Source organism: Luteolibacter sp. Populi (assembly GCF_040801775.1).
In the GTDB taxonomy this organism is placed as follows: domain Bacteria; phylum Verrucomicrobiota; class Verrucomicrobiia; order Verrucomicrobiales; family Akkermansiaceae; genus Haloferula.
Genome location: NZ_CP161812.1, coordinates 4,355,972 through 4,379,464, shown reverse-complemented (window position 1 = coordinate 4,379,464; position 23,493 = coordinate 4,355,972). Strand labels below are relative to the sequence as shown.

The following is a 23,493-nucleotide window of genomic DNA, read 5'->3' as shown; positions in this document are numbered from 1 at the left end:
ATCCTCACCGCTCCTGAAACATCACTTCCCGGCTTCCGGGTGCGCCTGCAGGTAGGCGTCCACATCCTTCGTCACCACCAGCTTGCCCTGCATGATCGCCCAGTGGCCGGGGAAGGTGCAGACATACTCATAGACCCCTTCCTTCTCCGGCGCGGTCAAAGCCAGCGTCGTCTTCTGCCCGGCCTCGATCAACTTCGTGGCAGCGATCACCCGCGAATCCTTGTCCGGCACATAGGCCCGGCCCTGGCCGTCCAGCTTGTCCGGCGGATTCGCCTGCACCGTCTCCGACACCGCCTGCAAGGTCTGCGGCTGCACGAAGACCAGGTTGTGCGGCATCGCGTCGGGGTTCTCGAAGATCACTTGGAACGGCTTGCCCGCCTCCACCACCAGCCGCGCCGTATCGTAGCGCAGTTGCTCGCGCACCGCCTTCACCACGAAGACGTTCACGCGCAGGTCCTTGAGAACCTTCCGCGCAACGCTGGCCCGCGCCGGCGGCATCAGCCCGGCCAGATCATTCGCCACCTGCACCACTTCGATGTAGTCCTGCGAGGTCCGGTCTTCGGCCGGGATCTTCTTGGCCCAGTTCACCAGCCCGCCCGCCGCCGGATCCGCCAGATCGGCGCTCCACGCGGTGCGCGGCAATTGGGCGATCCCCTTCGCGGCGGCCACCACCTGCTGGTCCTTCTTGATCATCTCGACCAGGCCCGCGAAGACCTTCTGCGGCTCCTTGCCGGTGCTCGCCAGCGCATGCACCGCGGCCCGGTAGAGATCCGCACCGGGATCACTGGTCACCTCGATCCGGCTGGTCAGCTTCGGTGCGGGGTTGCCCGCCTTCTTGAAGATCTCCCGCCGCTGCGCATCCAGCACTGTCACCGTGAAGCGGTCCAGGCGATCCTCGAAGCCCGCACGATTCCACACCGCGACCGCGGAGACCGGTTGATCCGACTTCAGATCAAGCTCCCACCACGGATTGTTCTCGTTCTCGGCGGTGTGGGTCTGGGTGCCCGAGTCATAGGTCGGGTCGGTCTTGCCATCGACCGCCCGCTGCGCGTCGCCGTTGTTCGAGGTGCTCGATTGCTTGGCCGTGCCGCTACCGGCCACGTTCACGCCATTCGCGAAAACCTGCACCTCCGCCAGCGTCAGCGTGCCGCGCCGCGGCAGCTCGATCCGCACGTAGCGGGCCTTGCCGCCCTTGCCCGCTTCCAGCGCGCTCGCGATCGGGGCCGGCATCTTGGCCAGCAGCGGCAGGACCTTGTCGAAGGCCGTGCCGCGCAGGGCCGGATCCGTCACCAGCGGTAGCGCTTCAAGGAAATCCGTCATCGCTTCCGGCGATTTCCCGGCATCCGTCCACGTGGCATCGATGCTGCCGTCCACCAGGATCAAGGCCGCCAGCGCGCTCTGCCGCACGATGTCCGGATTGCCCTTGCCCGCCAACGGCTGGATCTTCGCCCGCGCTGCCTTGAGGTCGGCTGCAGGCTGCATCAGCATCAGGCGGCACAAGTCGCCCGCCGCGCCGCCCTTGCTCTTCGCAACCGGGGTCAGCACGTCTAGCAGGGTGTCGAGCGGTCCGCCGTTCTTCATCTTCGCCAACTCGGCCAAGGCCTCGCCGCGCTGTGCCATCGCCACGTCGCCGCGGGTCAGCATCGCCGTCAGGGTCACCGGGGATTTCGGCAGCTTGGCCAAATCCGCACCGCTGACCGAGCCCATGATGTAATCGATCCCCGCCGGATTGTCCGCGGCCAGCGCCTTGCCCTGCGAGATCGCATCCTTCCACCACGGCGTGAGCTGCCGCATGGTCTCCTTCAGGCAGTAGGTGATATAATAGTCCGCGGGATGCTTCAGCGCCGTCAGCGCCACATCGGCCGCTTCCCATTGGCGGAAGTAACTCGCCACCCGCACCGCTTCAAGACGCACCCGCGGCGCCTCGTCGTCCGCCGCCACCTTGAGCAGGGCGATCGCATCCGGCACCCGGTCACGCCAGTAGCCCAGCACCCGCACGCCCTGCGCGCGTGCCCGCGGCTCCGGCGATTTGAGGATCCGCTTCAGGAGATCGAGGTCCACCACGTTGTGCCACTGGTGCACCCATAGCGCCTCCAGCATGTTGTGCTCGAACTTTGGATCCTTCGCATCGAGCACCTTGATCCAATCGTTCACGCCGCGGATCACTTCCTTCGGGTCATGCTTGCCCAGCTCGATCTTCGCGCGCATCCGCACGTCGTTCTCCGGCTCCTTCAAAAGCTCTAACAGCGCCGCCACCGGCTCGCCATCGACCTTCTTCGGGGTCAGCAAGGGCCGGCCCTCGTAGGTGATCCGATAAAGCCGCCCGTGCTGGTGATCCCGGTTGGGATCGCGCAGGTGGTGCTGCAGGTGACCGATCAGCATCTGCGACCAGTCCATGAAATACAGCGAACCGTCCGGCGCCACCGTGATCCCGGAAGGCCGGAAGTTCGGGTTCTTCGCGATGTCCGTCGTAATCAGATGCTCCAAGCTCTCGCCCTTGATCGCGGATCCTTCGTCCGAAAGCTTCGCGCGGAAGATCCCTTGGATGCTGATCACGTTCGTGTTCAGGAACAGCCCCTGCCAATCGTCCGGGAAATGCCGGCTGGTTAGAATCGCCGTGCCCGGGCAGGGCCGCGAAGGCCGGTCCCAGAAGCGCTGCATCCCCGGGTGTGCCCCGGAGTCGAGATGCCCGCTCATCGCCGGGCCGAAGTAGTTGTCGTTGCCCGTCGCGTCGGTGATCAGGTCATTGCCCCAGTAGTCGAAGACCCGCCCGTGCGGGTTCGCGAAGCCATAGGGCGCATGGCGCATGAACTTTCCGGTCAGAGGCTCGTAGCGGTAGATCGCGCCGTCGCTATTCCGCACCGGTCCGTTGAAGGTCTCCACGTTGCTGCGGTGGAAAACCCCATCGCTGAGATACACCGCGCCGCCCGGCTCCAGGCACATCGAGTTCGTCTCGTGGTGCGAGTCCGCGGCGTCCAGGCCATGCAGCACCCGCTCCTTCACGTCCGCCTTACCGTCGCCGTCCGAGTCCCGCAGGTACCACAGGTCCGGCGATTGCATCACCAGCACGCCGTCCTTGTAGAATTGGAAGCCGGTCGGGCAATTCAGCCCGTCCGCGAAGACCGTCGTCTTCGCGACCTTGCCGGTCTTCGGATCGAGATCGAGAACCAGCAGCTTGTCGAAGTTCGTGGTCGTCGGCGAGGTCTCGGGGTAGGTCGGCCATGCCGAAATCCACAGCCGTCCCTTGGTGTCGAAATTCATCTGCACCGGGTTGATCAGCTCCGGGATGGTCTTCTCGGAAGCGACCAGCTCGACCTTGCAGTTCGGCGGCAGCTTCAGGTACTTGATCGCCTCCTCCGGGTCCATGTAGGGGACCTCGTCCTTGCGGTTCGGCGGCACCAGATTGACCGGCGGCAGGTTGTTATCCACCACCTTCAGGTCGCCGCCCTTGGCCACCGCCCACACCCGCTTGTCGCGGTTGGCGGTCTTCACGTCGCGCTGCGCCAGCTCCTCGCCGAGGATCTTCGCATTCGTCACCCCTTCATAGGCGATCCGCGAGCGATCGCCGAAAATGTTGTATTGGTCGACCGTCCGGTAGCGGTGGTGCCACTCCAGGTTTTTCTCGATCACCGCCGCGCGCAGCTTGGCCAGCACCGGATCTTCAAAGGCCGGCGGCTCCTTGCCGAAGATCGCCCGGAACTGCACCGGCGCGAGCTGCCTATCACCCTCTTCCGTGAGGTGAATCCCGTTGATCGTCAGCGGCGAGCCCGCCTTCGCGAAAAGCTCCTTCGACGCCGTGTAGAGATCCACGAAGGGCACCTGCTTGGCCTTCGCCACTTCCGCCATCGCCTTCGTGTAGAGCGCCAGGTTCGCGTTGTTCTCCGCGCCGTCCCCGAAGTCCGGGCTCTTCATGTCCTCCTGCGCGATCGGCGAGAACAGCACCAGCTTCGGTGCCGCCTTGCCGTTGTACTTCGCCGCCTTCTGCGCATCGAGGTACTGCCCCAGATCTGCTTTGAATTTCTCCAACCCTTCCGGCCCGCGGAAGGACTCGTTGAAGCCCCAGTAAGCGAAAATCACATCCGCCCCGAAGTCCGTGCCCGCCTTGTAGATCACGTCCGCCGCGTTGGGCTTGGTCGTGTCGCCCTTCTTCATCCCGAGGAAATACTCGGTCGGCGGCACATCCGCCGAGCGCGGCTTCACCGCCACCTCGTCCGCCGCGAAGCCCAGATTCCGCACCGTCAGGTCCAGATCGGGGTAGGCTCGATGGATGAAGGCTTCCAGCCACGCGTGGTGCTGCTGGCGGTCCGCCAGCCCGCTACCCACGATCGCGATATCATCGCCCTTCTGAAGCTGGACCAGCGGCTCCGCCACCACCGCACCCGCGGCGCAGACCATCACGGCGGCGGCCCGGTTCAAGAAATACACTCGATTGGAAATCATGACGTCGTTCAAACAGGTTTTATAAAACAAAGATCACCACTCCCCGCTAGGTCTTGGCGGGGGCCGCAGTTACGGCCGCTTAATCTGCGTTTCTTTCGGATTTTGTGGGCTTCCGTGCAAGCGGGCAGATCGGCCTTGCATGAATTTTTCACTAAAGCTTTGCGTCATGCGGATGTATTCTCGCCGCGCACGCGCTTTCTGTCATGATCCGTACCCTTCTCGCCCTTTCACTGGTGACCAGCCTCCACGCCGGGGTTGGCATCGATATCGATGCTTTTGGCAAAAGTCTGGGCGGCTGGGCAGCCAAGGGCAAGACCGCCTGTGATTACGATCTCTCCGGCTCCGGCTACCGCACCTACAAGCCCGAGATCACCCCGACCCCGGATGGCGGCGTCTTCGCCTCTCTTCGCATCGACCACCTCCGCGGCTGGCTCGCCAGCGACGACCACGCCGTGCTCGAGATCACGATCGGCAAGGACGGCTCGATCGTCTCCGCCCAATCCAACCTCGCCCTTCAAGGCGTCACGATCTCCAGCGACGTGATCCGCACCGGCGGCACCGTCGTCGGCGCGACCCCGGTGATCGGCGGCGCGGTCAAGGTCGGTGCCGACCTCACCGCCGACCTCTCCTCCAAGCTCCTGCGCGAGAAGATCGTCGAGCCCGGCCGCGTGAGTTTCCCCGCCGCCGTCCGCCACAATTACAATCTCCTCTTCCAAGCGATCCGCACCCAGGCCGATCCCGCCCCGCAGCAAGCGGCGGAAGCGAAGCCGGGCGTCCCGGAACTCCAAGGCCCGCAGCAACCCGGCCCCACCGCTCCCAAGCTCGAAGTCAAAGGCATCGGCCAAGCCCAGGAGATTAAGAAGTAGCCGCGCACGCAAAGGCAGGGACCTTTCTCCCAAAGGTCCGGCGGAGAGCGATCCCTGCCTGCGACCCCACGCCCCCGCAAAAAAAGCGGGCCGGTGCTGCCACCGGCCCGCCAGATTCCACACCCTCTCTCAGGGCTTCAAGCGGAAGAACCGCTTCGGTGTCAGCGTCAGGTCCACAAGCACCGGCCCGGGACCAATGATGTCCGTCCACGGTGGCTCTAGATTGTCGGAGAACTGCATCGTCCCGAGCGCCCAGTTCAACATTGCCCCGCCGGTCCCCCCTTCGGTGAATTGTACGCTGTCGATCTGCCAACCGGGTGGAACCTGATCACCGCCGGTGTTGTTGTCGTAAGCGGCGGCAAAGCGCAGCTCCACGGTATCGCCCGCCTCGCCCGCCAGCAGCTTGCAAGTGCTCGTGATAAAGGCCGGGTGACCCGGCGAGTTGAACACGAAGGCCGGCTGTTGCGCCAGCGAGTGCTCCTCCGAACCGGCAATGCCGTTGTAACCATTCTGGCTGAAGGCGCTCCCTTGCACCCGCACCCAGTTGCCACTGTTCAAACGCACGTCCACCGCCCCGGCATCATAGTCGAGCTCGAAGCTATATCGGTGCGAGAAGCTGGCGCTGACCACTCCATCCTTCGTCAGGGTGTACGGCGGGCTGATGAGGTACGAGGTGTTGTCCGCCACGGTACCGTTGACGTCCGACTGGCCGGCGCTCGTCCAAGCTCCCGCCGTGTAGGCCCAGTCCGTCTGAGGCGTGACCGGAGCGCTCACGGTGAAGCCGCCGTTCGAGCTGTTGAAGTCCGATCCGCCCAAGGCCCCGACCGTGCTCCCCTTGATGAAGGTAATCACCGGCGTCGTCGGGGCACTGCTCTGGAGCAATACCAGCGAGGTGGCGGAGGTGGTCAGCGTGTATCCCGGCGGCACGTTCACCCCGGTAGGAACCGGCCCGTCGAGGATGCCGTTGCAGGTCGCGATTTCGTAAACCGGCAAGGTCAGCGCGCCCAAGACGCTGAAGGAAACCTGCGCTCCCCCTTGGAAGAACAGGTTGCCATTCGCTACCAGCTTGTCCGACGAGGGACCGTCGATCTCGCAGCGGTAGGTTCCGCCGAGCGTGGTGGTCCCCGCATTGAAGGTGCCCACCCCGTCCCCGGGCGCGAATGTTGCCACACCCGCAATCGTCAGCGGAGCGGAGATCGACCCGGTGGCTTCCAGGGTCCCTTCGTCCACGCGGAAGGCGGCGGAAAAGCCATGGGCCACATTGCCGGCCAGCCGCAGCGTGCCGGGGCCCGCCTTCACCAACGTGCTCGCCAACGAGTCCGCAGCAAGCGCATCCGAATTTTCCAATTCCGCCGAGATGACCAGGTCGGGTGCCGGTCCCGTGACCGCATCCGCGACCGTGATCGTGTGGGTCGTCGTCGCGCCCGCAGGAGCGGAGAAGGCGATCCCGGAGTTCCCGTTGTTCGCCCCGCTGCCGTAGCCGATTGTCGAGACCGCGCTGCCGCCCGCGCTGATGTCACCGTTGAGCTGGAAGCTTTCCCCGTTGTAAGAGCCGCCGCCACCCGAGTAGCCGAGCATCACGGTGCCGCCGTTCAGACCCAAGTTTCTCAAATGTCCGTGACTCGAGCCATCCACTCCGGTCACCGGGCTGCCGCCGGCAATCACATTCAAGAGACCCCCGTCCAATGTCACATCCACCGAATTGAGGTGGGTCGGCAAGGCGTTGACCCCGCGGATCTCCATGGTTCCGCCCGGATTCACCGTCACCAGCTTGTTGATCGGAAGACGGTTGGCTTCCTGATTGCCATCGAAGAGGACCGTGCCCGAGTTGATTGTGATCGCCCCGCCGATCTGGTTGTTCCCCTTGATCGACACCGTCCCATTGCGGTCGAAGATCTGGTTGCCGGCTCCCGTGACGGTTGCCAGGAATTCCAGATCCCCGCTGCCCGTGACAGCCATGGAGCCGCTGCTGACCGTGGTCGCATTGTCATAGGTCGAGGCGGCTGCCGGGTTGATCTGGAATTGGCCCCCGGCCACCGTGACCGCCGTCTCCGGTGAGAAGCTGCCATTGGTCCCATTGCCGATCCGCAGGATCCCCTGCTCGATCCGGACCTGTTCCGCCACCACCGCATCGTTCGAGAATTCGACCGTGCCCGTGCCCTTCTTCAACAGGACTTGATTCTGGGGTGAGGTGAGGACGTGCGGGCCCGTGACGCTGTAGTTTTTCGCACTGTTGTCGAAGACCACGGCGAGCGGCGTGACCTCGGCCGCCAGGTTCACCGTCGCGAGCGCCCCGCCCGTGACGGTGTCGTCGAAGTAAACCGCATAGCCGTCGTCGTAGCTCGCCGCCACCCCTGCCGTGTAGGTCTTCCAGTTGGTCGAACCGCCGACTTCCCAGATGCCCGGATTCACCGGCGCGGCCGAGGTCCACTTCAGCCGCGGCGTGACATATACGTCCGTCGGGTCGCTGGTCACCGTGCCGTTCCCGGCCACGGTGACCGTGTAGATATAGGGGCTCGATACCGGCGTATTGGCCGCCGCCGCCAGCACCGTGTAGGTCGGTGAATTCGACGAGGGAATGTCCACGTTGTTCACCTTCCACTGGTAGGTGAAAGGCGGCGTGCCGGTGGGATCGATACTCAGCGTGTAGGGATCGCCCTCGAAGATCTCCGCATTCGGCGTCAGCGCCGGAACCGTGCTTACCAGCCCGACCGCCACGTTACCCTTGGCGGCATCGTAGAGCTGCTTGATCCGGCCGGGAGTCACCGCCCGGTCGAAGAAGGCAACCTCATCGATCTCGCCGCGGAAGAAATCGCCCGTGGCCCCGAAGATCCCGCCGCCACCGATGTTGAAGTTGAAGGCGGAACTCCCGTAGTTCGCCGTTGTCCAGACCGTGGTTTTGTTTAGCACCCCATTGAGGTAAAGCTCTACCACCGATCCGTTCGCCCGGTAGGCAATGAAGCCCCACTCGTTATCCGCAAACGGATAGGGCGCATCCGTCAGCACTCGCCCGGCGGAGGCGTTCCACGCCTCGATCTGCGTCCCGCCACCGGCATCGCCGAATTCCAGCACGTCGTTCTGCCCGAAGTAGCCGCCGCGCACGGAATGCACCGCGCCGCGCTTCACCCAGCCCGTGACGGTGAAGGAACTGCGGTTGTTCAGCAGGGACTGGCCGCTGCTCACGAAGCCGAGGGCCTTCCCGAGATCCAAAGCGGAATTGTTGGCGTTGAAACCGCCGAAGCCGCTGGCTGGTGACGGGCCGGTGTTACCGTTCTTCGCCGCTGCGGAATAGGTGCCGTCCGCAGCGTTCCCGAGCGTTCCGGTGTTATCCGCCACAGGCGGCGTGCGCGGCACGAAGGCCGGCTCGTCCAAGCGCCAGTAGCCGGCCGGACTGTCCGCAGCGACATGGGCGGCATAGCCTGCGGGATTGTTCGTCCGCTCGTTGACACGCGCGAGAATACGCGCCGGAGCGAGCGAGGTCGGAAAAAACGCCACCTCGTCCACCGCGCCATCGAAGGTCCGGCCCGGGGCCGAGGTCCCGCCGATCGCGAAAGGCGCATTGTCGTTGGCCTCGTAGCCATTGGTGACGACTACCGAATTCACCGGGACCCCGTTCACATAGAGGGTCATGGTGCCATTCGTGCCGCCGGAATACGTGAACGCGAGATGCTGCCACTGGCCCACGGTCACGGCTCCGCCGGTCATCGCCGTAAAGTTGTTCGCAACTGCCTTGTTGCCCATCCGCAGTTCCCAAGTCGCGGAGCTCTGATAGAGCAGGTACCCGGCGCGCCCGGTGGTGAAACTCATCGAATTAACCGGGGAAAGGAACGTCGAGGTATTGCGGCTTGGCAGCACCCAGCACTCCACCGTGAAGGGATTCGTCCCGGTGGGGGACGGGTTCAACGCCGCGTTGAGCGGAATATTCACCGCACCCGTGTAAGCCGCCGTGTCGACGGTCGCATTATTCACGAAGGCCATTGCGGTATTGCCCGCGATCGCTCCCGCCACACCGCGGGTGAAGCTATCCATACAGTAGCCGTCGCCCGCCGCACCCAGGCTGCCGGAATTGAACGCGGGGGGCTGATCGTCGGTCGCCACGCTATCGTTGAAGCGGTAGTAGAGCAGCGGGTTCTCGCTGGCGACTTCCGAAGCATAGTCGGCATGTGCTGTCGCCAGCAGGGAGGAGGAAACCGCGGCGGCGAGCAGTGCCCTGCGGGCACCCCGCCGCAGCCGGGAAGAGGAATATGGAGGTCTCATAGGGTCTTTTTTTCCGTGGGCCGCTAGGGAGCAGGATTATTACTTGGGAGATCTGCCATCGGATCCGCAAAAGCCGGAATAGGATGGCGGACCTGCGCCATCGCGATCACACGTGTCTATCACGCTGAGCATAATCATTTTTCATGGCAAGAACTGAGTTTAATTGCCTGTATGACAACTTTGAAACTGCCTCTGGAAATCACAGGGATTCGCCGCAGCAGGAAAAAAATCAACGTCGCCTATTCCCGGGGATCTTACCCTACAACGGGACTTATAGTAGCCGGACCCGGAGTGCTGGATTTAGGTAACGATCAACGATCCGTCATAAGAGGACCGCGCATCGCTCACGTCCTCGCGCTCGCCCGGGCGCCCTTGGCACCCAGTTGCCGCCGGATCTCCGCCACGAGGAACTGAAGCTCTCCGATCAAAGCCGGATTCTTCTCCTGCGGATCGAAGCGCAGCCGATGGTGCAGCTTCAGCGCCTCTCCCAGCAGTGCCGGATCGGGCAGGCGCACCGCCAGCGGCATCAGATAAGATCCCACCGGCGTCCCGGCCGGCCGTTCTCCGAGAATCCGCCGCGCCGCCTTCTCCAGGGATGCCAGTGGCGTCGTCTGCAAGGCCCCCGACCTGGGTCCCCGCTTGGGATTCATCTCCACCCGCTTCCGCGAGCGCCACAACTTCCGCCCGACGAAGGCCAGCCCGATCGCCACCGGCGCCAACAGGACAAGCGTGATGATCATCATGTGCCCCGGCTGATCCCGCCACACCACCAGGTCCTCCCGCAGCATCTGGAAGCGGTCGCGCAAGCCCTGGAAGGCCAGGGGCCGCGGCGTTTCCGCGCTGATCCAACTCGATGGCGTCACGTCCACGTCCCACCAGCGCTGGTTTTCCTCATCCCAAGCCCGGCACCACGCATGGGCATGCGTCCCGCGCACCACATACTCGCGCGTCCGCGGGTCTTGCTCGACGACCACGAAGCCCGAGGTGTAGCGGGTCGGCACCCCCGCTTCCCGCAACAGCAACGCCGCGGTGGTAGCGAAGAACTCGCAATGCCCTGCCTTCGTGTCCTCCAGGAAAACGCTCAGCAGCGTCGCCCGCCGATCCTGGCTCTTCACATACTGCACATACCGCGCCACGCCCTTGTCCTCGTCCACCCACTCGTGGAGTCTGTCCGGTATCGAGTTGTAGCGGGTATAGCGGAAGTTCTGCGCGAAATAATGCCGCAGGGCGTCGATCTTCTCCTCCACCGTGCCCGCTTCGTGGAGCCCCATTTCCTCCGCAAAGTCCCGGATCACGTACCGCTCTGCCAGCGGGATTTCGAGATCGGGGGTAAAATCCCCGCGCTTGTCCGTCGACTCCCAAGGTGCCCTCTCGGTCGTGAATTTCGGATCCCACAGCACCCTTGCATCGCAGACGGAGGGCGGCTCATCGGCCCGGAAGGTGCCGAAGGAATTGCGCTGCGTGACGGTGTCGAAACGGTGCAAGCTCGCCGCGTTCTCCGGCAGCGGCATCAACTCGTAGGTCTCTGAAGAGTCCATCTTCCCGCGCAACTGGAAGCTCGCCAGCTCCGGCTTGATCGCCTCCAGCGCCTCGTCGAACGTCAAATTGGGCGGACACACGTAGTAGCCGGCGTCCGGGTCGTCCGGCGGCTTGCGCGGATCCCGGGCGAAATCCGTTGGCTTGAAATCGTTGGTATCGTTGCCGGTGTCCTTCGGCAGGATCGCCTCCCAAACCGTCGGATCAGAATGGCCGAACCGGTTGTAGGAAGACGTCCGCAGCAAACGGGGCGGCGTATCCCCTTTCTCCGGAATGATCCGCCAGCGGATCTCCTGCGATTGCTTGAGCTCGCCCAGATCGCCGAGCCCGGTCTTCCGTTCGCTCGGCGAACTCGATCCCGAACTCGACCCGTAGGAGGCGACCTTTGCATAAAGAATCGACAGGCCCCGCTGCCCGCCGAGCCCCGCGAGCGCGGCCAGCGTCAGGGTGGTCACCATCGCCAGACCTACCACCGGCCACATCTTGCCCGAGCGCGCAATCAGTGCCCAGGCCACGAGCAGGATCATCGCCGGATAGAACCACAGCGTGTCCGCCCCATCCCCCAGGCAGGACGCCAGCAGCGTCGCGCAGAAAAACACGTTATCGAAGCTGAAACGGACATCCCGGAAAGGCAGGCCATACTTCTCCGCGTGCCTTTGCCGCCGCCGCACCATCATCGAAAAGGCTCCTAGCGACATCGTCCCCGCTGTCCCATACGACTGCACGAACTGCAGCGGCAGCAGCAGCACCGGCAGCCAGGTGAAAACCCGTGACATCAGGGTCAGCCGCGGTCCCTGCATCAACACCAGCACCATCGCGATCGTCAGGAACAATACCGACAAGCGCCACGCCACCAGCGCGGCCTTCTCCCCGAAATCCCAGCGGAGCCGGGTCCAATCCGCCGCCGGGATCAGCAGGGCACATGGCACCGCCACTTCCCAGCGCCTCGTCGTCGCGCCCCAGAACAGGAGCGCGAGCGCGAGCAGAAGCTTGGGTAAGCGGGACATTGAAGGAAGTTCCAAGCAAAAGTGCCAAGCCCCAAGCCAGAAGCAAGGCCGCCTTTCATCCTAGATCGGATGGGCTCACGGGATTGGACCCCGTGAGCCTTACACACCACCGGATTGCCCTCCCGGGACATTGGACTCAAGGAGCGGGAGCAACCGGTTCTCCCGCCGGCTTCTCCTCGTCTTCCTCATCCTCGCTGCCGCCGTAGCCGATCACTTCCACGCTCACTTCGGAGTTGGGGACGGTGATTTCGGGGGTTTCGGTGAGTTGCTCGGTGGAGCCGGGTGGTGCAGATGCGGTATCGGCGGCTGCTGCCGCAGCGGCGGCGGCATTGGTGACGGTGGCGACGCTGGGTGCAGCGGGGGCGGCAGGGGTTCCCGCGCTGTTGCCGGAGACGCTGATGTTGCCGGCGTTGAGCACTTGGTTGGCGGCGATGTTGAGATTGCCGGAGACGCGGATGCCGGCATCGCCCGCATCGACTGTCCCCTGCGGCGCGATCAGGTCGACATCGCCGAGCGGGACGCCGACGACGGTGGCGAGCGCGCCGATGCCACCACCGGTGGCGAGGCCGGCGAGGTCGGTCTGGACGGCAGCGCTCTGCGGATCGATGAGGACCCGCGTCGGCGGGGCGGAGGTGACGGTCTTGGAGGAGGAGCCGGCGGCGATGTCCCCGGCGGTGGACCAGATGATCTGGTTGCCGCCGCGGAGGGTGAAGATGCGTCCGATGCCGATGTTCACGTCGTCGTGCGCGAAGGTGAAGATGTCGCCGCCGCTCTCGGTGATGATGCCGGGAGGCGAGAGCGGATTGCCGATCGCGGTGTTCGCGAGGGCAATGCCGCCGCCGGGGGTGAGATTGTAGATCGAGCCGCCGCGGGTGGTGCGGATGCTGCGGCCGCGGGTCAGGATGTCGCCGGGCACGGGCTTGTCGCCGAAGAGGACCTTGATGGCGGCGAGGGCGCTATCGTAGTTGCCGGTGGTGGCGTAGTTGCGGCCGGCATCGCGGAGGATCAGGTAGAAGACGCCGAGGGCGAGGCGGGCTTGTTCCTCGCTGCTGAGGTTCGCGAAGACGATATCGGGCGCGAGTTCCTTGAGGTAGGCCGTGCCTTCGGGAGTCCCAATGTATTGTGTGATGAAGGCGTCGAAATCGAGCGAGCTTTCGGCCAGCGAGGTCGCGTCCTGAATACCGGCACCGACGACGAGATTCGCACCCGCGGCGGAGAGCGAGGGATTGCGCGCATTGCCGATGCTGGTGATGCCTGCGCCAGTGCCGTCGGCGAAGCCCGCGCCAGTGCCGAGGTCGAGATTGCGGCCCGCGAGCACCTGCAAGGAGCCGGGCCCGGAGATCTGGATATCCCCTGCGAGCAAGGGGCTGTCGTTGTTCACGACATTGCCGGGAGCATTCGCGGCGAGGCGCAGGAGCGAGTTGGCATTCGACGGGATGATGTCGCGGCCGCTGGCGACGACGCTGGTGTCGCCGGGGCGGTTGTTCTGCAGGTAGAGCGAGACATCGGTGATATCGCGCGAGGCATAGATCAGCGCGGACTTCGGCGAGAAGAGCGTGAGCCCGGAGATATCGCCGCCACCGGCGAAGAGGCGGACGGGGTCCAGGTCATCTCGGTGGAGCAGGCCTGCGGCGTGGAGCGACTGCTTGATTTCGAGGACGGCCTGCGACCCTAGGGTGGCACCGGTTTCGCGGAAGAAAACGTTGATGAATTCGAGGAAGCCGCCGCGGGTCTGGCGAGCCTGGGTGACATCGGTGCCGGCCAGGGTGGTGTAGCCGAAGGGATTGGTGATGCCGGGAATCGCGTTCGGATCGGCGTCGGAGACGTTGATCTTCGAGCTGCCCCAGGCCGAGCTGGTGCCATTGAAGGTGACGCGGCCATTGCGCTGCAGGCCGTTGATCGCGCCGCCAGCGAGGAGCTCGATATTGCCTGTCGCCGAAGGCGAGAGGGTGAGGTTGCCGACGACGTTGATGTCGCCGTTGAAGGAGGTCGCGGCGAGCTTCGGCGGCAGCAGCGAGACGGTGGTGCGGAAGGGTTCCGAGCTGGTTTCCGCGAGCCGCAGCCAGGGCTGATAGAAGGAAGCGCTGGCGGGATTCGAGCGCAGGATCTGCTGGCGATCGATCCATGCCAGGAGCAGCGGGGTCACGCTGCCTGCTCCGGAGCCGGGCAGTGTGGTGCCCTCGCGGAGGGTAACCGAGCCGCCGACCGATGAAGCATTCACGTAGCTGTCCGGCGCGTAGGTGCTGAAGTAGGACTTGTGCCAGAAGGTGTTGTTGATGCCGGGGGGCAGCAGGAAGGGATTCGCCACCGGGCCTAACAGAAGGTCGCCGGCGGCGGTGACATCGAAGCCACCCTTGCCGAGGAAGAGGGTGGTCGGCAGCCAGGTGGAGGCATCGAGCACGCTGTTCGTCCCGGCGACCTGCGTGACCGAGGGCGAGCGGGTGGAATTCGTCACGATGCTGCCGCCCGCCGTGATCTCGCCGTGGCCGCGCTCGACGTAGTAGACACCGGCATCGATGTTGTTGCCGGCGCGGACGACGAGATCGCCGCCGCCGAGCTCGATCATGCCCGCGGCATTCGGCCTGCCCTTCGGCATGCGCGCATTGGTCGCTACGACGGCATCGACGTTGTTAACGTTGTGGCCTGCGACGAGGGTGACATCCCCTCCCCCGAGCGTGCCGACGCCTTGGAAGAAATTGCTGAAGTCGGTCCACCAGGTGGTCGAGGCGACATCGCCGAAGCGGCCGCTGCCGAACTGGCCACCGACCGGATCGACGTAGCCGCGGCGGTAGAGCCAGTTGTTCGGAAGCTGGCGCTGGGAGTCCGCGATGATCGCGTTCTGATTGGTGCGCGTGATGTGCTCGATGTCGAGGCCGGCGAAGATCGAGACATCGCCGCCGGCCATGGTGTACTGGACGGCGTAGGCGGGGTTCTGCTGGTTCGCGCCAAGAGAGCCGCCATTGGATTGATCGAGGAACGGCACATCGAAGGTCCCGCCGAGCGTGGCATCGAGAACCTGGGTGCCGGCGGTGTAGATGGTGGCGAATTGATTGAGAAGCTGGACGCTGCGGCCGGCATGGATGTCGATATCGCCGCTGCCGGTACGGATCACCTGGAAGCGGTTGATCAGGGCGGCGGCGGTGGTGGCGTTGGTGCCGGGCTGGTTGTTAGAGCCGTTGCTGTTGGAAAGGTTGGTGGTGTTGTTCTTGCCGAGCTGCAGCGAGCCGCTGGTGGCCGCTAGGTCGGCCAATTCCTGCGTCCTGCCGTAGTCGGCGGCACTTGAGTCCGCGCCGGAGACGAGGCGGTAGGACCAGCTCTGGGCATTCACGGGAAGCAGGGTGCTCTGGCCGAGCAGCTTCGCATCATAGGCACTGCTCTCGAAGCCGTCGCTCAGGGCATTGTGGAACACGAGGTTCCCGGAGGCGCGGAGCGTGAGCACGCCGGCAGCGCCCTTCGGTCCGAAGCGGTAGCCGGAGAGATTCCAGTCCGAAGTATTGGTCGATGTGGTGCTGCCAAGGGTCAGGTTGCCGTTGCGGTTGAGGATCTCGGCACCGGGGGCGAGCACGAGCTGGTCGGCGAGGCCCGGATTGTTTCCAAGCAGGCGGTTGAGGATGGTAGTGTAGGAGGCCGAGGCGCTGCCTGCGGTGCCGAGGAAGGCTTCACCGTCGCTCTTGATCTGGTTGTGGATCGCGGTGGTGATGGTGCCGTTGGTCGCGGAGAGATCGTAGAGCTTGTAGGCTTCGACGAGGATGCTGGAGGCACCGGTGATGGTGCCGTTCAGCGCGTTGATCGAGACATCGCCCGCGAGCTGTGGTGCGCGCAGGTGGAGCTTGCCGCCGAATTCGCCGAGCGCGGCACTGCCTGCGTTTTGCGAAGCGACGGAGAGATCGATGATCGAGCCGGTGCGGATATCGAGGGTGCCGGTGCCGACCACGCCATCGCGCTGGGCCCCGGCTTCGAGCGTAATCGCGCCGCCCTTGCCTGCGCTACTGAAGTCGGCACCAGCGGCGGTGAGGCGGGAGCCGCTGGCGAGGACGAGATCGCCATTCGCGATGAGGTGAATCGAGCCGCCGGTACTGCCCGAGGCATCGACGGTGCCGGTGACGGTCACGTCGCCCTGGTCGGCAGAGAGCCGGAAGTCGCGGGCGGTCGAGGTGCCATCGAGGGTCACATCGCCGCTGCGGACGCGGAAGTCCTGGCTGCCGGTGAAGGAGGCGGTGCGGAGTTGGGCGGCCAGTGCGGCGAGCGCTGGCAGGGCTTCGGCATCGAGCGAGAAGTTGCCGTTCGCGCCGCCGTTGCCGCCCTTGCCGAGGAGGGTGCCTGCGAGGGTCAATGCACCGGCGGGGGTGCGGACGGAGAGCGAGCCCCCGTTCCCGCCGCCGGGGTTGGCAGCGAGGTTGAGGGTACCTGTGGAAGTGACGGTGACGTCGCCAGCATTGGCGGCGAGAAGGATGCTGCCGGCGGAGGTGTATTTGATGGTGTCGCCGAAATTCCGGCGGGTGCCGGAGACATCGAGGTCGCCCTCGATGGAGACATCGCCGGTGGTAGCGCGGATCGAGAGCGCGCCGCTGCGCAGGGAGATCTCGCCTTGTGTGGTGACGGAGCTGCCGGTGAGGGTGAGTGCGGATCCGAGGCCGCCTGTTACGAGATTCGTCGTAGCTCCGGTGGTATCGACGAGCTGGAGCGAACCGCCCGCGGTGATCGAGCGCACAGCACCGGCGGCACCGGTGAGGCGCGGGGTATCGAGCACGAGGCCGGATTGCGTCGAGAGGCCGCCGGTGCCCTCGCCGATGATGCCGCGGGTGGTGGCGAGGCGGACATTGGCGTATTGATTGAGGGCGACCTGGTTCGCGCCAAGGCGGATCGTCTGGGCGGACATTTCCAGCGTGCCCGAGGCTGCCCCGGGCGCGGTGACGGTGGAGGCGTTCGGGTTCTGGAGCAGGATGTCCTTCGCCACCAGGCGGGCGGTGCCGGACCCTTGGCCGATGCCGCGGATCTCCCCGGCGCTGAGCGTGAGATTGGCGAGTGCGGCATTCCCGAACTGGCCGCTGCCGTGGAGATCGATGGACGAGTAGCTGAGGAAGTTCAGGCTGGAGGCCGCCTGGAGGTCGGTGAGGAAGCTATTGCCCAGCACGAGGCTATTGCCCGCAGGCGGGGTAAGCGAGCCATCGAGCATAACGCTGATGCGGCCCGCGCCGAAAGTGTAGGCCTTCGCGGTGAGGTCGGCAGTGGGATCGAGCGCGAGCGCTGCGGTGGAGTCGAGGATGATGCTGCCGCCGCTGATCTTGGCCCCGGCACCGATGGTGAGAGAGGGCGCTGTGGAGCTGGTGACGCCGCTGCGGAGGACCGTTGCATTGGGATTGCCCGCGATGCGCACCAGGCTGCCATCGCCGGTGATCTTGAAGGTGTCCACCTTCGAGGTGGCGCTGCCGGTAGAGCCGAGCTCGGCACCGGGCGCGAGGATCAGGTTGTCCTTCGCCGCGAGGATCAGATCGTCCGCGGCGAGCGGCGAGCCCGCGTTGTCCACGATGATGCTGCCGCTGCGGACGTCCACCGTCACAGTGTCGCCGCTGCGGGTGCGGACGCCGCCGATGAGCAGGCTCTCCGCGCCGAAGGCATTCAGGGCGGCGGCATTCAGCGTGATCGTTCCCGGGCCCCCGCTGGTCGTACCATTCGAGATGAAGGTATCGAGCTGGGTGCTGATATCGATGGCGGCACCGCGACCGCCGCTGATCGACTTCGAAGCGACCGAACCTAACAGATCCATCGACTGCGTGGCCTGGAAGCGCAGGTAGCCGGAGTCGGTGGGGAGCACCGGCACGGGGGCATTCAGGGTGGCGGCGCTGGCCTTGATGAAGGTATTCGCGAGGAAGTCGAGATACTGGGCGCGCTGGCGCACGACCTTCGACGAGGCGACCTCGAAGCGGGTGGTGACGCTCGGCAGGGTGCGGTCGCCATTGAGCGAGTTGTAGCGGAAGCCGGAAACGACGCTGGCTCCACCGGGGACTTCGAGGTTGCCGTAGCCCGCGGCATCCGAGGCGCTCACGAGGACCGCGCCAGGGAGCAAGGCGTAGCGCGCGGGCAGCAGCGTGTAGTAACCAGCGGCGAGGGTCTTGCTGCCATTCAGGTAGACGCGGTTGCCCACGGCGAGCTGGTCGGTGGTGTAGCCGGAGGCACCGGCGATCTTGTTATCGGAACTGGTCGAGTCGTTGTACGGCGCGAAGGGCGCGTAGTCCGCACCGTAGGACGGGATGATCGCGAAGCTGGTGTTGTGCGTGAGAATGTCGACGGGCCCGCCGAGCCCGCCGACCCAACGGTCGGCATAGAGGTCGCCGCCGCCACGGAGATCGATCTGCGAGCCCGCTTCCTGGACGACATTCGCGCCGGAAAGGGTGATCGTCTTCTGCGGCAGGCCACCGGCGGTGACATCGACACCGCGGGGGTCGATCCAGACCGTGCCATCCGGGCTGTAGCCGTAGGGCAGGACGAGGCCCTTGCCGGTAAGCGGATCAACCGCGGAGACGGAGGTGATGCTGCCATCGCCAAGAGTCAGGCTGCTGGTGACGGGGAAGGGCCGGGAGCTGCCGGTGAACCAATCGCGCGGCGCGGTGCCGGTGCCGTCCCAGCCAATATTGATGGTGCCGAAAGGGGCGCGCAGGACGCCGTCCTGATGGATGGTGGAGGCGTAGATGCCGAGCTTCCCGCCGGCGGAGAAGGGCAAGCTACGGATGCCGGATTTCTGGATGGTGATGGAGCCTTTTTGCGCGCCGCTGCCATTCGCGTAGTCGTAGGCGATGAGGTTGAACTCGGAGGCGGTGGTCGGATAGATCTGGCCCGCTTTCACGGTGAGATCCCCGGCCATGATGAAGGTGCCATTGCCGCGAACGTCGCCGTTCTCGGCTGTTAGGTTCGTGCGACCGGTGCCTTGCAGGCTGAGGCTGCCGACATCGATGAGGCCGGCATTGATATCGAGCGTGCCCGCGCCGTAGGTGGCGGGGATGATGAAGGGCTGGTTGTTGAAGACGATCGGGCTGACTTCCTGCGAGGGCAGCACCGGCGCGGCGAAGGCCATGCCGAGGTGGACGGCACCGGCGTTGATCGTGAGCGCTGAGTTGTTGTAGAGTATCCCCCGGTCGGCGAGCTTCACCTCGCCGCGCGCATCGATGACGACAGGCCCCTGGAAGTCGAGCACGCCGCCCAAAGTGAGGGAATCGAAGCCGCCGCCCTGGAAATCTTCCACGGCGAAGAAGCCGCGACTCGAGCCGTGGCTGCCGGTGACGGCGTGGCCGATCGGGCTGGCGGTGGGTTGGTTCGCGAGGACGGAGCCGCTTTGGAAAACCGAGAGCGTGATGTCCGATGGCGAGGGGATCTCGGACGGGGTGTAGAAGCGGCCCGAGGAGACGGAGAGCAGGCCGCCGGTGGCGGTGCTGCCGCCGGCATTGCCGCGCAGAGTGGCATCCGAGAAGAGGAACTGGCCGCCGGCGAGGGTGATCGATCCGGCATTGCTATCCACCCGCACGGGGACGGTGGTGATGCTGGACGGCGGGGTGGTGAGACCGCTGTTAGAGAGGCCGGGGATCTTGCCGCCGACGAGTGCGGCGGGGTCGAAATCGAGGATGCCGCTGGTCCCGGAGACATCGAGCACGGCTCCCGCGGCGGCGACGATATTGCCGGTGACATTGATACTACCGCCACCATAGACGGTGCCGATGCGGCGGCCGTAGGCATCGGGCTTCAGCACCACTTCACCGGCGGCGGAGATCACGCTGTGCGCGCCGATGTAGGTGGTCGCGAAGGCTTGGTTGGCCTCGCCGAAGATCGCGGTGGAATTGCCGCTGCCGCCGATCCGGATGCTGCCGGACGGGGCATAGATCGAGCCGAGGACGGTCGCGGTATTACCGGTCACCGACACGGAGCCACGGGGATCGACGCGGATCACAGCTCCCTCTTCCACCACGACATGGCCGACCTGCGCCAAGGTGCCTGCCGCGGCATCGCGGACACCCGGGGCGGCGAGGCTGAGGCTGACCGCCTGGCGTTCGCCGGCCCCCGGAGCGCGACCGTAGACGGACTCGAACTCACCCAACAGCAAGCCGCCGCCGGGAGGATTCGCAACCACGGCGAGGCGTTGCGCGACGGGCTGCACGGTGGTGCCCGCTGCGACGGTGACCGCGTTGTAGTTCGACCCGGCCAGTCCCGTTAGATTGAACTGGGTGAAGCCACCCTGATTGAGGAAGGCCGGATCGATCAGGAAGACATCCGGATTGGAAGTCGTGCCGCCGATCTGGATTCCGGAGGCTTGCAGGGAGAGCGTGCCGCCCTTTGCGCCGGAGAGCCCGCGGAGGGTGCCATCGAGCGTGAGCTTTCCACCCAGCACTGAGGAGACCCTCGGATCCTGGCCGGTGAGCACCGAGATGGCGCCTGCATTGCCGAATTTCCCGGTGCCATTCGCGGTCATCGCGTAGCCGCCGGAGACATCGACCAGGCTGCCCGCGGATAGATTCGCGGTGTAGGCCTTGATCGTGACATTGCCCGAATTCGGGATCGCGGGAGTGCCCGCGGAAGCGGCGGTCCGGTCGTCGGTGACCAAGCCGGCGGCATTAAGGATCGCGCCTTCGCCGAGGGTAAAAATCCCCCGCCCCGGCTGGACCGCCGGCACCTGCGGGATCGGCTGGCCGAGCAGCACGGCGGTATCGTAGGGCGAGACATTCAGCGCGGTGAAGGAGAGCGATCCGCCCGCCGCAGTGACATTCCCCAGCACATTGATGTTAGAGGCGGTGAGCGAGATCGAACCGCCGGGAACGGCGGCGAGATCGGAGCCAACGGGAACCGTGATGCTTCCCTCTTCGTTATTCACCACGAGGTGGCCGAAGCCTTGGCTTGTGAGAAGCCCGGGCGAGAGAAAGACGTTCGTGCGGCGATCCTCGCTCAGCGCGATCGGACTGCCATTCGCATCAAGAGCGAAGTCGGCGACATCCTCCTGCTCCTCGCCATCCTTGAAGACGACGCCGAGGCCATCGGGGTAGGTGACGTAATATTGAGGTCCGAGATTCTCGTTTCCGCGGAAGTTCAGCGTGAGCGAACCCGCGGTAGGAAGCGCGCTGCTGGTGGGGCTATTGCGGACTTGGTTCGCACCCGCGACGGTATTGCCACGCAGGGTCCCATCGAGCGCGATGGCGGGCGCGGAGATGGTCACACTGCCGGCGGCGGCACCCTGGGTGTAGCCTTCCTGGTAGTGCGTGCCGGCCGGGGCGAGCGAGCGATTGAAGCTCTCGACCACGCCCCACTTCGAGTGAACGACGGAAGAGTTTCCGGTGTAGATGCCGGAGTAAATTTGGTCCGGCGTGGCTTGGGCGATATCGACGATCTGGCCGTTGCTGATGACGCGGGTGGTGGCGACGGTCGCGCCGCTGAAGTTCGTCCAGCCGCCGGAGACATCAATGGTCGAGCCATCGCGCACGACAACGGAATCGCCCGCGGAGATCGTGAGGTTTCCGCCCGCGGTGGTGAGCTGCGCGACATCGCGCTGGATCAGGCCGAGGTAGCCGATGAGGTCGGCCAGCGGGGTGCCGACCCATTCGCGGCCGTCGAAGACACCGGATTGCCCGAGATCGACGACGATGGTCTCGCCGCGGAGTTCGCCATCGCGCTGGACGGGAGCAGGCGCGAGTTCCGAACCGCGGAGCACGAGCTCGATGAGATTCTGCTTCACCGAGGCCGAGGCATCGATGGTGCCGGCGAGATTGATCGTGGCACCGCGATCGATGAAGACCTGGCCGTTGGTCGAAACGAAGTTCGCGGTCGGCAAGGTGGACGATTGGATGAAGGCCCACGAGCCCGCTTGCAAGGAGGCATTGGCATTCGGAGCGAGCAGGATCGAGCCGGGAGCGAGGTGGATGGTCTTTCCCTGGAGATTGACCTGCGAGCGCAGGGCAAGCTGGAGGCCGATCGCGGTGGCGGTGCTGCCGGACTCAGGGAGGATGCGCGTGACGCTGTCCGCGCCGAGCGTTACGCTGCCGGTGGAGCGATTGACGAAGGGCGTGCCGGTATTGGCCTTCGAGGCATCGTAGCCGGGATTACTAACGGCATCGTAGTTCGCGAGCAGGTCGATGCGGCCGTTGAGCGAGACCGAGGTCGTACCATCGATGATGCCGAGCTGATTGACCGACTTGCCGGTCATGATCGCGCTGGCGCGGGCGATCTCGATGATGCCGCCATTGGTGACGGTGCCAGCGTAAGGCGAGAGCGAGGAGGCGGGATCGACGACGGCCCCGACATAGGCATCGACGCCGCGCAGGGAGGGATCGGCGTTGTTGTGGGCGGCCACGCCGACCTGCAGGCCGGCGGCGAGGATCACCTGGCCTGCGGGCGAGGAAAGGGTGCCGTTGTTGGTGACGTTCGCACCTGCCAGGAAAATGCGGCCGCCATTGCCGTCCGCGCTCACCGGGGTGGAGATGCGCGCTCCAGCCTGGACGGTGACATCGCCGATGCGGGTATTCGCGGGCAATGCGGGATCGAAGGCAGGGGTGCCTTTCGCGCCGGCGGGGATGGCCAATGCGCTGAAGAGGAATTGCTGGTCGGGATTGTTGAGCAGGCCGGAGGCGACGAGGTTGTCGTTGATCGGCAGCGCGGAGGCGGTGAGCGTGTGGACATTCACCTGGCTATTCGCGCCGAAGATGATGCCGTTGGTATTGATGATATAGACCTGCCCCTGGGCCTTGATCTGGCCGAGGATCTGGGTCGGGTTGAGGCTGTCACCGCTGACCTTGTTGAAGGCAACCCACTGGCTGGCATTCCCGCCCGCAGCGCTTTGGTCAAAGGTCAGCGTGGTCTGCTTGCCGATGTTGAAGGTCTCCCAATTGAGCAGGGCCTGCTGCGCGGTCTGCTTGATCGTGACCTCGGTCTTGCCGCTGGCGGTGGTCTGGGTGGGAAGCTCCGCACCTTTCCACCAATCGGGATTGGGAGTGCTGCCGACGTTCGAATGAACCTGTAGGCCGCCAATGCCGAGGCCGTTCGGGACATTCGGGAGTGGTTGGCCGGTGCCGGGGTGATTGCCGAGGTTGTTAGACCCGCCGGCGGCAGCATTGGCGCGCGCCGCCTCCTGCATCGCGCGGACCGCGGTGAGTGCCTGGGTGGTGCGTGCCAGCGAGTCCTGCGCATTCGTCCGCGCCTGATTCGTGGCCGCCGGTGGCGCGCCGCCCGCAGGAGGAGCGCTGGCTGCCGGAGGCGTGTTGCCGCCGCTCGCTGCGCCGCCCCCGCGGAGGATGTCCGCGTGCAGCTGGCCTGTGGCCAGCACGACCGACATGCCCAGGGACATGCGGAAGGCGGTGTGAATGAGAGACGTGCGTACGGAAGAATCAGGGTTCATGGCTTGTCGTCAGATGCAG

General features: G+C 65.2%; 5 protein-coding genes. 1 reads left to right on the top strand and 4 read right to left on the bottom strand.

Translation table 11 applies throughout. The annotated features are described in order from the left end of the window. Positions 1–21: 21 nt before the first annotated feature. Complete coding sequence (locus ABWK72_RS17810) at positions 22–4,440, bottom strand: plastocyanin/azurin family copper-binding protein (RefSeq protein WP_367870920.1); 4,419 nt, start codon at positions 4,438–4,440, stop codon at positions 22–24. Positions 4,441–4,643: 203 nt separating this feature from the next. On the opposite strand from ABWK72_RS17810, the gene ABWK72_RS17805 reads away from it, so the two are divergent. Further along, on the top strand, positions 4,644–5,306 hold the full coding sequence (locus ABWK72_RS17805; protein ID WP_367870919.1) for a hypothetical protein: 663 nt from the start codon (positions 4,644–4,646) through the stop codon (positions 5,304–5,306). A 129-nt stretch (positions 5,307–5,435) separates the two neighbouring features. Here the strand turns inward: ABWK72_RS17805 and ABWK72_RS17800 are convergent, their stop codons facing one another. From ABWK72_RS17800 to ABWK72_RS17790, 3 genes are all read right to left on the bottom strand, one after another. Then, positions 5,436–9,563 carry a LamG-like jellyroll fold domain-containing protein gene (locus ABWK72_RS17800; RefSeq protein WP_367870918.1) on the bottom strand — a complete coding sequence of 1,376 codons (4,128 nt, stop codon included), beginning with the start codon at positions 9,561–9,563 and terminating at the stop codon, positions 5,436–5,438. Between the two features lie 344 nt (positions 9,564–9,907). Next, positions 9,908–12,106, bottom strand: a complete 2,199-nt coding sequence (locus tag ABWK72_RS17795) for a transglutaminase family protein (RefSeq protein ID WP_367870917.1) — start codon at positions 12,104–12,106, stop codon at positions 9,908–9,910. A 136-nt stretch (positions 12,107–12,242) separates the two neighbouring features. Beyond that, positions 12,243–23,474: a filamentous haemagglutinin family protein gene (locus ABWK72_RS17790; protein WP_367870916.1), complete on the bottom strand. Its 11,232-nt coding sequence runs from the start codon at positions 23,472–23,474 to the stop codon at positions 12,243–12,245. Positions 23,475–23,493 lie beyond the last annotated feature (19 nt).